At 69.8% G+C, this 10882-nt stretch carries 14 protein-coding genes; 5 read left to right on the top strand and 9 right to left on the bottom strand.

Annotation, left to right across the window (positions count from 1 at the left end):
• Positions 1–343 precede the first annotated feature (343 nt).
• Positions 344–673, top strand: a complete 330-nt coding sequence (locus H5411_RS44355; protein WP_183127704.1) for a ParB N-terminal domain-containing protein — start codon at positions 344–346, stop codon at positions 671–673.
• A gap of 3 nt (positions 674–676) precedes the next feature.
• Here the strand turns inward: H5411_RS44355 and H5411_RS44350 are convergent, their stop codons facing one another.
• The 3 genes from H5411_RS44350 to H5411_RS48720 form a co-directional block, all read right to left on the bottom strand.
• Complete coding sequence (locus H5411_RS44350) at positions 677–1360, bottom strand: alpha/beta fold hydrolase (RefSeq protein WP_183127702.1); 684 nt, start codon at positions 1358–1360, stop codon at positions 677–679.
• A gap of 178 nt (positions 1361–1538) precedes the next feature.
• Positions 1539–2105 (bottom strand): snapalysin family zinc-dependent metalloprotease, encoded by a 567-nt coding sequence (locus tag H5411_RS44345; RefSeq protein ID WP_101435575.1) that lies wholly within the window; start codon positions 2103–2105, stop codon positions 1539–1541.
• A 144-nt stretch (positions 2106–2249) separates the two neighbouring features.
• Positions 2250–2861 carry a YbaB/EbfC family nucleoid-associated protein gene (locus tag H5411_RS48720; protein ID WP_183127700.1) on the bottom strand — a complete coding sequence of 204 codons (612 nt, stop codon included), beginning with the start codon at positions 2859–2861 and terminating at the stop codon, positions 2250–2252.
• A gap of 125 nt (positions 2862–2986) precedes the next feature.
• Here H5411_RS48720 and H5411_RS44335 point away from each other — a divergent pair, with 125 nt between their 5' ends.
• The 4 genes from H5411_RS44335 to H5411_RS44320 all read left to right on the top strand — a co-directional run bounded on the left by H5411_RS44335 (position 2987) and on the right by H5411_RS44320 (position 6021).
• Positions 2987–3604 carry a TetR/AcrR family transcriptional regulator gene (locus tag H5411_RS44335; RefSeq protein WP_101435573.1) on the top strand — a complete coding sequence of 206 codons (618 nt, stop codon included), beginning with the start codon at positions 2987–2989 and terminating at the stop codon, positions 3602–3604.
• A 150-nt stretch (positions 3605–3754) separates the two neighbouring features.
• Positions 3755–4963 (top strand): cytochrome P450, encoded by a 1209-nt coding sequence (locus H5411_RS44330; RefSeq protein WP_101435572.1) that lies wholly within the window; start codon positions 3755–3757, stop codon positions 4961–4963.
• Positions 4964–4976: 13 nt separating this feature from the next.
• Positions 4977–5171: a ferredoxin gene (locus tag H5411_RS44325; protein ID WP_101435571.1), complete on the top strand. Its 195-nt coding sequence runs from the start codon at positions 4977–4979 to the stop codon at positions 5169–5171.
• A gap of 49 nt (positions 5172–5220) precedes the next feature.
• Positions 5221–6021, top strand: a complete 801-nt coding sequence (locus H5411_RS44320) for a TetR/AcrR family transcriptional regulator (protein ID WP_183127698.1) — start codon at positions 5221–5223, stop codon at positions 6019–6021.
• Here the strand turns inward: H5411_RS44320 and H5411_RS44315 are convergent.
• The 6 genes from H5411_RS44315 to H5411_RS44290 are packed head-to-tail and all read right to left on the bottom strand — an operon-like array spanning position 5987 to position 10705.
• Positions 5987–6739 carry a methyltransferase domain-containing protein gene (locus H5411_RS44315; RefSeq protein ID WP_183127696.1) on the bottom strand — a complete coding sequence of 251 codons (753 nt, stop codon included), beginning with the start codon at positions 6737–6739 and terminating at the stop codon, positions 5987–5989. The two genes, H5411_RS44320 and H5411_RS44315, sit on opposite strands and share 35 nt — an antisense overlap.
• Before the next feature lie 10 nt (positions 6740–6749).
• On the bottom strand, positions 6750–6980 hold the full coding sequence (locus H5411_RS44310; RefSeq protein ID WP_183127693.1) for a putative acetyltransferase: 231 nt from the start codon (positions 6978–6980) through the stop codon (positions 6750–6752).
• The gene (locus tag H5411_RS44305) at positions 6977–7216 is read right to left on the bottom strand and encodes a glutaredoxin family protein (protein ID WP_101435567.1); all 240 of its coding nucleotides are present in this window, start codon (positions 7214–7216) and stop codon (positions 6977–6979) included. Before H5411_RS44305 ends, H5411_RS44310 begins: the two co-directional genes overlap by 4 nt.
• Positions 7213–9333, bottom strand: coding sequence for a phage holin family protein (locus tag H5411_RS44300; RefSeq protein WP_183127692.1), 2121 nt, complete (start codon positions 9331–9333; stop codon positions 7213–7215). Before H5411_RS44300 ends, H5411_RS44305 begins: the two co-directional genes overlap by 4 nt.
• Positions 9330–9917, bottom strand: coding sequence for a DedA family protein (locus tag H5411_RS44295; RefSeq protein WP_101435565.1), 588 nt, complete (start codon positions 9915–9917; stop codon positions 9330–9332). Before H5411_RS44295 ends, H5411_RS44300 begins: the two co-directional genes overlap by 4 nt.
• Complete coding sequence (locus H5411_RS44290; RefSeq protein ID WP_183127690.1) at positions 9914–10705, bottom strand: MBL fold metallo-hydrolase; 792 nt, start codon at positions 10703–10705, stop codon at positions 9914–9916. The genes H5411_RS44295 and H5411_RS44290 overlap by 4 nt, the downstream gene beginning before the upstream one ends.
• Positions 10706–10882: the final 177 nt, after the last annotated feature.

The raw sequence follows: 10882 nt of genomic DNA, 5'->3' as shown, positions 1-10882 counted from the left end.
GGGGGGGGGGGGGGCGGGGGGGGGGCGCCCCCCCCCGCGCCCCCCCCCCCCCCCCCCCCCCGCCCCCCCCCCCCCCGCCACGACGTGCGAGCGGTGAGTTCGACCAGGTAAACGCCGATCGCCCCGACCGGCATGGCGATCCCGTACCCCGCGACAAGCCCTGCGACCAGCTCGGCGCTCATCGCGCGGCCTGGCTAGTCCCTTCCTGCGCCGTCTGCTGCTTGCCGTGCAGAGCAAGGCAACGGGACGGGGCACGGCGGGCGGGTTCGGTGGTCATGGGGGGAATACTCGGTCGTCCGAATGGGACTGCGCAACTGAATTTCCTCCGTGCCAGGATGAGCGTATGCCGGTTGAACTGCCTGTCGCGCTGGTGGCCCGGTACCGGGCGGTGGATCGGGAAAAGGTGGGCTCCGCACTCGTGGACACCCCGCGGCATCTCGACGCCCTCGCCGAGGACATCGCGCGGCACGGCATCCGGACGCCGTTGCGGCTCGGGTTCTGCGAGGACTTCGGCACGCTCGACGGCAACCACCGGATCGCCGTCGCGCTGCGGCTCGGGCTGAGGTCGGTGCCGGTCGACGTGGTCTGGGAACCGCGCAGTCCGCGCCCCGGGCACGCACAACCGATGCGGGCGGCGGATTTCGCGGTGCTCGCGGCCGTGGCGGGCAAATAGCCGCTACTCGCTGCGAGCCGCGATCTTGTCGATCATCGTGGCCACCGCCTCCGGCTGGGAGAGCAGTGAGTAATGGCTGGCCGACAACTCGACACAGTCCGCTCCAGCCCGCTCGGCGAACCAGCGTTGCAGGTCCGGGTTGAGGATCCGGTCCTCTGTGGACACCGCGTAGCCGGTCGGCAGATCGCGCCAGGCGCCAGGACCCGCCGGTGCGAGGAAGCACTCGGCGCGGGCGCGTCGTTGCACTGCGGCCAGCGCGGCCGCTCGATCGGAAGCAACGTCGGCGGCGAGGGCGTAATGGAAGCGATCCGGGTCGAGGGACGACCAGCCGTTCTCGTGCGACATCACGACGTCTTTTCCGGGAGCGCCCGGGAAGAGGGCGTTCATCGAGGGCACAGTCTCGCCTTCGTCGGGGACATACGCCGCGAAGTAAGTCAGAGCGCTGACCTGCGGATTATCTTTCGCTGCACCGGAAATCACCGCGCCGCCGTAGGAGTGGGCAGCCAGCACGACCGGGCCGCTGAAGGTAGTTACCTCCCGGCGGACTTCGGCGATGTCGTCGGCGAGCGAGGTCATCGGCAGGTGTGCCGCGCGGACCCGGTGTCCCTGCCGGTGCAGCGCGGGAATCACGTCCAGCCACGCCGACCCGTCGCTCCAAGCACCGTGCACCAGAACAATTTCCGCCATGAATGCCTCCCCTTCGTCTGAAGGCAAGCCAACCACCGGGGGACGGCGGGCATTCCTGTCTCAGCGAGATAAGGCGGATTCCGACCTCAACCATGGTCCGAACGGCGCTTTCCGACCCGACAGCCTTGACAGCGAAGCGGCGACCGGGACGTACCCGGCCGCCGCTCGCTCATCGGTCTCAGCCGACGGGCATCTTTTCGTAAATCCGCTGCTGCGGACCGGCCGCGGCGCGGATTCCGTTGGCCCACAGCTGCTGCACCCGGGACGCTTCCTGGGAGTTCGGGTTGGCGTTGTGGCACGACGGGCCGGGGCCGCCGCCCGACATCAGTTCGGAGCACGGGCCCGAGTAGTGGTCCGGCAGGCCGAGCACGTGGCCGGTCTCGTGCGCGGTGATCCGCGTGTTGTCGTATTGGCGGGCCTGGGTGTAGTCGATGAAGATGGTGCCGTTGCCGTGGCCGTCGGTCTGCGCGTAGGACCCGCGCGGGTCGTTGCCCTCGACGTACCGCAGCGAGGCCCCGGACGAACGCTCGACCAGCTTCACATTGGTCACCGCGCGGTTCCAGTTCGCCGCGCCCGCGTTGATCGCGGCCCGGAACGACGGCGCGCCTGAAGTCGAGTAGTAGACCGTGGCGGCGGCGGACGGAGCTGGCGCGGCGACCGCGACGCCGCCCGCGACGCCGCCCGCGAGCGGCGCGGCGGCCACAGCGAGCGCGATCGCGCCGGACAGCACGAACTTCCTAGACATAGAAAGCTCCTGGGGAGGTGGGGAGTTTGCCGGGTTTGCGCGCGCTCAACCCAAAGTAGGCAGAAGCTCCCGGAATGTGACCCCTCTTTCGTACGGTCCGGAAACTGGTGATTTCCCAGCACTAACGACGGGTTGACAGTCCGGTCACCACGGCTGCATCTCGTCGTCGTCCTCGCCCGCGGCGCGCCGGCGGTGCGGGCCGGACGTCGGCCGCGGCGGTTCGGGCGCGGCCGGGGGCGGCGGCGGAGTGTCGCCCGGAGGCGGCATCGGCGGACGGCTGTGCGTCGCGCCGCCCGGCGGGGGCATCGGGCGTCCGAAGGACGCGCTGCCCGGCGGAGTGGTGCTGCCCGGCGGAGGTCCCGAGTACCGGGCAGGCGTTTCGGGCCGCGGCGGCTCGGCCGGAGGTTCCGGCTCTTCCTCGGGCTCCGGCAGGTACGACTTGACCACGTTCATCATCTCGCTGTCACCGGCGATCGGCGCGAACGCGTCGATGACGTCGCGCGACACCTGGCGCTGGGCCTTCCCGTAGGCGTCCATGATCAAGGCGGTGAGCCGGGCGCCGCCGTGCCGCAGAGCGCGGTCGTCGATCTCCAGGTCCTTGAGCGCGCCGTTCGGGGCGACCGAAACCGACACCAGCCCGTCGCCCGATTTCGCGCGGCCCTCGGCGGTGCTCAGCGTCTCCTGCAGGGCAACGCTCTTCGCCTGCATTTCGTCAATCCGCCGCTGGAAGTCGTCCAGCCACCCCTGATCGTCCACCGGCGAACGCTATCGATCCCCCTCGCCCAGTTGGTGAACCCCGGATGGCGGACGGACGACGAAACGATCGACATCCGCGGCGGGCCGGAGCGGCCGAGGGCAACGCGAGCGGTAACAATGGGCAGGTGTCCGAAGAAGTCCAGGCCCGCACGCGCAACCGCTGGGGCGAGGGCGAACGGCTGCGCGGGGAAATCCTCGCCGCGGCCAGCAGGCTCCTGTCGGAACTCGACGGCGAGGACGCGCTCACCATCCGCGGGGTCGCCCGCGCCGTCGGCATCGCCCCGGCCAGCATCTACCAGCACTTCAGCGACCGGGCCGCGCTCGTCACCGGACTGGCCGAGCACGAGTTCGGCAGGCTGCGGCTCGCGATGGAAGCCGCCGAGTCCCGGGTTCCCGCCGAGGATTCGGTGGGCCGGGTGCGCGCGCTGCTGCACGCGTACTGCCGGTTCGCGATGGACAACCCCGGTCACTACCGGCTGATGACCGCCAACGGGGCCAGCCGCATCGCTCCCGGGGTCCGGCCGCACGGTCCGACGATCGATCTCATCGACCGGATCAGCGCCGCCTTCGCCCGCTGCGCCGAGTCCGGCGTCGCGCTCCGGGTGCCCGCCGACCGGGCCGGGGTGATCGCGTTCGTCGGCGCGCACGGCCGCGTCGCGCTGTTCCACTCGTCCGGCAGGCGGCCGGGCGAGGACGCCGTGGTGAGCTTCGCCGACGAGTTGCTGTCGCTCATTTTCGCCTGAGCCACGGGCGTTTTCTCCCGCTTTCGGACGGTCGTGCACGGCCATCCCGGTGATCTTGGAACCCGGGTCTGGTCAGTTGTTCACCAGATCTCCTAACATGTGTTCGGTAAGTATCCGAACGATCGTTTGGTGACTTTTCAGGAGGCTGTGATGGCCGACGTCCGGCCCGTAGAGCAGTTCCCGATGTCTCGCGGGCGCTGCCCGTTCGATCCGCCGCCCGAACTCGGCCGCAGGCTGCACGACGAGCCGGTGTCGCGCGTGCGGATCTGGGACGGCAGCGAACCGTGGCTGTTCACCCGCTACGAAGACGTCCGGGCACTGCTCACCGACCCGCGTGTGAGCGCCGATCCCGACCGCGCCGGTTATCCAGCGCAGACGCCCGGGATCAAGGCGCGACGCAGCCGGTTCAAATCCTTCATCGGCATGGACGACCCCGAGCACGCTGCCCAGCGCCGGCTGCTCACCGGCGATTTCATGGTGAAGAAGATCCAGGGGATGCGGCCGCGGATCCAGCGGATCGTCGACGAGTTGCTGGACGATCTGCTGGCCGGTCCGAAACCCGCCGACCTCGTGCAGGCGTTCGCGCTGCCGGTGCCGTCGCTGGTGATCTGCGAGCTGCTCGGCGTGCCCTACGCCGACCGTGATTTCTTCCACCGCTGCAGCAAGGTCCTGGTCTCGCGGGAGGCGACCGCGGAGCAGTCGCTCGCCGCGGCCGAGGAACTGCTCGACTACCTCGCGCGGCTGGTGGAAAAGAAGATCGACGACCCGGCCGACGACGTGCTCAGCCGCCTCGCGACCGGGCAGGTCGCCACCGGCGCGATGACCGTCGAGGAAGTCGCTTCGATGGGCCAGCTGCTGCTCGTCGCCGGGCACGAGACCACCGCGAACATGATCGCGCTCGGCACGGTCGCGTTGCTGGAGAACCCGGACCAGCTCGCCGCGGTCCGCGACGGCGACGACGCCTTGCTGGCCAACGCGGTCGAGGAGCTGCTGCGGTACTTGACGATCGTCCACTCCGGACGGCGCCGCGTCGCGCTCGAAGACTTGGAGATCGGCGGGCAGACCGTGCGGAAGGGCGAGGGCCTGGTCGCGGCCACGGACATCGCCAACCGCGACGAGACGCAATTCCCGGAGCCGGACAAGCTCGACGTGACTCGCAAGGCGCGCCACCACGTCGCGTTCGGCTACGGCGTGCACCAGTGCCTCGGCCAGCCGCTCGCGCGGGTCGAACTGCAGGTGGTCTACCGGACCCTCTACCGGCGGATCCCGACGCTCCGGCTCGCGAAGCCGCTGGAGGAGCTGAAGTTCAAGCACGACATGGCGGTCTACGGGGTGCACGAACTCCCCGTGACCTGGTGAAAGGAGTCGCGAGATGAAGGTGGTCGTGGACCAAATCCGCTGCGTCGGAGCCGGACAGTGCGTGCTCGTCGCACCCGAGGTGTTCGACCAGCGCGACGAGGACGGGATCGTGGTGCTGCTGCGGGAAAACCCGCCCGAGGAACTCCACGCGCAGGCGAAGGAAGCGGCGCAGCTCTGTCCGGCGCTCGCGATCGAGGTGGACGGCTGAGGCAGCGACCCCGGCGGTCCTTTATCCTGTAAGGGGAAAGGGGTCGCCGGTGGTCGTGTTCGCGGGGCAGGGCGACGCCCGCCGTTCGATGGAGCTGCTGTGGCGCGCGGGCAGTGGACCCCGCAGTGCGCCGGGGCCGAAACCCGCACTGAGCGTGGACCTCATCGTGGACGCCGCGATCGAGCTCGCCGACGCCGAAGGCATGTCCGCGCTGTCGATGCGCGCGGTCGGAGAGCGGCTCGGGCGCACGGCGATGGCGCTGTACACGTATGTGCCGAGCAAGACCGAGCTGATCGACTTGATGTGCGACCAGGTGTTCGGCGATCTCCGCGACGACCACGACCTGTCCGGCGGCTGGCGTCCGGCTTTGCTTCAGCTGGCCGGCGACCTGTGGGAGTTCCACCTCCGACATCCGTGGCTGCTGCAGGTGTCCTACGCGCGGCCGGTGCTGGGTCCGGGGGAGTTCCGGATGCAGGAGACCGTGCTGCGAGTGTTGTTCTCGACCGGACTGCCCGCCGGTCAGGTGCGACGGCTGGTGGGCGCGCTGCTCAACGTGGTCCGCGGCGCAGTGCAGGTCGCCGCTGAATCGCGGCTGGCTCTGAAGGAAACCGGACTGTCCGATGAGGACTGGTGGCGGGCGCGGACGTCGGCGCTCGGCGAGCTGGCCCCGGATCTGGCTGAGCGGTACCCGAATGTCGCCCGGCTCGGTGAGGAGAGTTCACCGCCGCCGCCTGCTGGAGTGTCCTATTTGGAGCATGAAGCACGGCTGAGCTTCGAGGCTGGGGTGGCGGTGCTGGCGGACGGCATCGAGGCGGCTATCGCTTCCGCGCCTCGATCAGGTACCGCGTAGTCGTCGCGACGAACGGGCCGTTCCGCAGTTCCTCGTGCAGCTCATGTAATCGAGGCAGATATTCGTCCACCGTAAACCCCGGCACCATCCAGATCACCTTGCGCAGGAAGTAAATCACCGCACCGATGTCGTGGAACTCAGTGCGCAGTTCTTCGAAACGCAGATCCACCACTTCAAGCCCGGCCTGCTCCGCTTCGGCTTTCGCGCGGTCCGGATGCCGACTGTCGCGCACTTCCGGCGGCTGCGGCCTGAGGAAGTACTCGACCAGTTCGAACACACTCCACGGCCCGACCTGCTGCGACAGATAACTCCCGCCAGGTTGGAGAACACGCGCGATCTCGTCCCACCACACGGTGACCGGATGACGACTCACGACCATCTCGAACACGTTGTCCTGAAACGGAAGCGGCGGCTCGTCCGTGTCCGCGACGACCGTCGCGCCGCGCGGTTCCAGCAACGCGGCGGCCTTCTCGAGGTTCGGCGGCCACGATTCGGTGGCGACGGTCAGCGGCGGCAGCACGGGGACACCGGCCAGCACCTCGCCACCGCCGGTTTGAATGTCTACAACGGACTGAATGTTCCGCAGCCGTTCGCCGAGCAGCCGCTGATACCCCCACGACGGCCGCTGCTCGCTGGCGCGGCCGTCGAGCCAGGAGAAATCCCAGCCGTCGACGGACACCGACGCGGCCTCGTCCACCAGTTCGTCGAAGGAGCGCATCCGGTGATCGTCACAAATTCGGCTCAGCCGGGCCACTCGATTTCCGCTGCGGCGCCGGCGGCACCGGTTTGGCAGCGACCACCGCGGCCAGCGGGACGACGACTAGGCCGCGCTTGGTTTCGACGGTGCAGGTGTCGGCGTCGCGGGCGCGCAACGGACCGAGGGCGTCGGTGAATCCGCCCTCGATCCGGTAGCGCACGACCACCCGCGTGCCCAGCGGGAGTTCGGTCAGCGGGGTCACCGCGACAGGTGCGCGTTCAGTTCGTCGTCGCTCGGCTCGACGAGGTGGCTCCCGTCCGCGAAGACGATGGTCGGGATGCGGCGAGCGCCGTCCTGCAGTTCGCGTACGCGGGCCTCGGCGGCGGGGTCGGCCTCGACGTCCACGTAGTCGTACTCGACGCCTTTCGCGTCGAGCAGCGCGCGGCTGCGTTTGACGTCCGGGCACCAGCTCGCGCCATAGACGATCGGGTTGCTCATGACACTACCTCCGAGGGGACAACAGCGGTTTTCTCTTCGGCCGCACCGGGTTCCGGGTGGCCGAGGAAGGTGAGCCAGTCGCGGAACACGCGGTGCACGGCTTCCGCGCCGACGGGTTCGCCGGGTGCGGGGAATTCTCGCGGATACAGCAGGAAGCCCCGCTGCTGAGGTCCGCCCAGCGCGCCGTGCGAGCCGACGTGCCGCTCGAACGGCGAGGACTGGTCGGAATCCGGGTCGTACCGGCTGTTGATCATGATGTCCGCGCAATGCGGGAAACTGTCGACGCGCTGGACCAGTTCCGCGGCGTACGGACCGTAGTCGGCCAGCGGGTCCTCGCCGATGACGACGCCGGTGGCGAGTCGCTTCAACCCGTCCCGGCCCAGCACGACCGGACCGAACTCGCGGCTCCGGACCAGCAGGAACCCGACGCCGTCGTGGTCGACGAGCGTCGGCAGCAGGTCCGGGTACTCGCGTTCGATCGTCTCCAGCTCGACCCGGCCCTCGTGTTCGGTGAACGACACCATCGCCAGATGCCCGGACACCACCACGACGACCCCGGGCGCCACCCGCGCGACTTGTCCTGGCGAGCCAGCGGCGGTGCGTGGCCGGTTCTCGGCCCCTTCCGCGCCTTCGACCCGGGCCCGCAACCGGCGGGCGATCAAACCACCGCCCGCGCTCGCCTCGGCGAGTGCGGCGTTGACCTGCCAGCTTTCCGCCTGCCGACGCTTTCCTTGGTCGGCAACGGGTTCACCGCCGCAGAGCCGTCCGATGAGCGCCTCGATCGTCTCCCCGAACCGGTCGACGAACGCCTGACCTTGGGTTTGCCCGTGATCCGACAGCCCGACGAGGTGGTACTTCCGCGGCGCGAGCCGGCTGGCCCGCAGCAGCCGCGCGAACTGCTGGTCGATCGACCGCAGCACCTCCAGCGTGTCGAACCGTTCGATGCCGGAGTGGTGCGCGACCTCGTCGTAGCCGAGGAAATCGGCGTACACCACCGGCCGACCGGCGAGCAGGTCGCCGATGATCGCGGACACCACGACGTCGCGCGCGATCACCGTCGTGCCCGGCCGGGCGAGCGGGTAGATGCCGCCGCGCGGGATCCGCGGCAGCACGCCAGCGCGGCGTTGCTTCGCCGCCGCGGACAGTTCGCGGACGACGTCGGCGAGCGCGACGCCGAAGGTGCGCAACACGTTGGCCGGGTTGGCGAAGTAAGCGCGATACCCGGCGCCGACCCGGTCCCGGCGACGCTTGCGCGGCGTGAGCACCGGCACCGAACTCATGGTCAGGCTGACGTGCGGGGCGTCGCCGGAGAACAGGTTGCCGTGGCTCGCGCCGTCGATCGACAGCAGGCCGCGTCCGTCGCTGTGCCGCCGCTCGATCTCGGCCGCGTCGGACGGATGCGCGCACGCCATGACGTGGTCGTGATCCTTTTCGTACCAGCGGAAACCGAGGATGTCGTGGTTCGAACCGTGCAGGATCCCGCAGACGCTCGCGCCGGTCTGCGAACTCCAGTCGGTGTGCCAGCGGGTGAGCGAATGCGTGCCCTCGGACAGCCACTTCGCGAAGGTCGGCATGTCACCGTCGCGGATGGCGCGGCGGACGGTGTCGTAACCGAGCCCGTCGATCTGCAGGAAAACCACACCGGGCGGCTGGTCGGCGAAATCGGTGCCGTGCTGCGCTTTCCGCCGGCGGCGAGCGGCGCGGCGGAAGAAGATCTCGTCCTCGTCGACGGCCAGCACGCTGGAGATCACCGCGCCCACGGCGGACATCGCGACGGTGATGATGACTGCCGTCGAAAAGCCGTGCAGCTCAACGCCGGGCACAGCCTGCAGGATCGCCAGCGCGGCGGCGCTGAGCAGGAGGTAGGTGCCGACGCCGAGGGTGAAGTACGCGATCGGCCACGCCACTCGCACCACGAGCGGCCACACCACCGAGACGAGCAGCCCGAGGATCAGCGCGCACACCGTCGGCTGCCACCACGACTGCATCGTGAACCCGTCGAGCCACGCGTCGAGCAGCCGCAGCGCGCCGGTGACCGCCACCCAGACCAGCAGGACCCGCGCGACGACCCGGCCGCCGCGCAACAACCGGCCCTTCGCCGGGGCAGGTGTGCTCATCGATGTCCTTCCGTCTGGTGGGCCGCTCGTTTCTTCGAGATCAGCGTGGTCACCGCGGTGACCAGCAGCACCAGGACGGTGGCGAGCAGCGTCGCGATCAGCGGCGAGTCGAAGATGCCGCCGCTGAGGATGCCCAGCAGCGAGTACGCCACCGCCCACAGCACACAGGCCAGCAGACCGGACGGCAGGAACTTGCGCCACGGGTAGCCGAGCGTGCCCGCGGCGAGCAGCACCGGGATGCGCCCGGCCGGGACCAGGCGGCCGATCACCACGAGCTGCCAGCCGCGTCTCGCGAACTGCTCACGTCCTTTCGCGAGGCGTTCGGCCTGCTGGCGTCGCTCTACGAAGCGCAGCAGTGGTTCACTGCCGAATCGGGGGACGGCGAAGGTGATCACGTCGCCCAGGTACGCGCCCGCGACCGCCAGCAGGAGCACGAGCGGGAGCGAGAGGTGGTCGGTGGTCATCGCGACCGCGGCCGCCGCGCCGACGACCGCGCCGGTCGGGACGATCGGGATCACGGAGCCGAGCAGCACTCCGCCGAACAGCGCCGGGTAGCCGATCGCTGACGGGTCAGTCCAATTCACCCGCGCTCCTCGCGGGTTGGGAGCAGGACGTCGGCACCGGGGCGGGTGTGCAGGACCTCGGTCTCCAGGCCCTTGCAGCGGACGTGGTGCGCGAAGGTGCGCGGGGGTTCCACGAGGAGCTGGCGCATCTTGGCGGTCCGGTGGATGCCGGGGAGGGCGAGGGTGCCCCAGTGGACCGGGACCGCCGTACGGGCCTGCAGCAGGGCGGCGGCTTCGGCGGCTCGTTCCGGGGTCAGGTGGCCGGGGCCGAGGTTCGGGCCCCAGCCCCAGACCGGGAGGAGGGCTACGTCTACTGGGCCCAGGTCGGCCATGCCGGGGAAGAGGTCGGTGTCCCCGGCGGAGTAGATCCGCTGGTTGCCGGCCTCTATGAGGTGGCCCAGGGCTGGGCTTTGCGGGCCGTGGGTGAGGCGGGGGCCCCAGCGGTGGCCGGAGTGGACCGCTTCGGTGGCGGTGATGGTCAGCGGGCCGGAGGTGACGGTTTCGCCGGGGGCGATTTCTTCTACGGCGGTGAAGCCTTGTTTCGCCAGCCAGGAGCCCGCGCCTTTCGGGACGACGATTCTGGTGGCTTTGCCGAGGAGTTTCAAGGAGGGGAGGTGGAGATGGTCGCCGTGGAGGTGGGAGATCAGGACGATGTCCACCGCGGTCCAGGCGGAGACGTCCGGCTTCGGGACCACGCGGGTGAGGGGGCCGATCCAGCGGGTGAGGACTGGGTCGGTGAGGGCGACCTGGCCGGCTAGTTCCACGCGGGTGGTCGCGTGGCCCAGGAAGTGGAGGTTCGGGCTGGTCACGGTGTCGAGTATTGCCGGATGCGGGGCGGGATGCTCGGTGGAGTGGCGGGGCGCACCCTTGCGGGCGATTGTCTGGTTTCTGGGGCGGCTCGTCTTCTGCTCGTCGCCTGGCGGCGACATTGCAGGCGGGTGTGCGTGGGGCACCCCGAAGCCCGAGTGTGCTGACGGTCTGGGGGT

Source organism: Amycolatopsis echigonensis, assembly GCF_014174495.1.
In the GTDB taxonomy this organism is placed as follows: Bacteria; Actinomycetota; Actinomycetes; order Mycobacteriales; family Pseudonocardiaceae; genus Amycolatopsis; species Amycolatopsis echigonensis.
The sequence above is the reverse complement of the archived record's forward strand: the minus strand, read 5'-3'. Positions and strand labels throughout refer to the sequence as shown.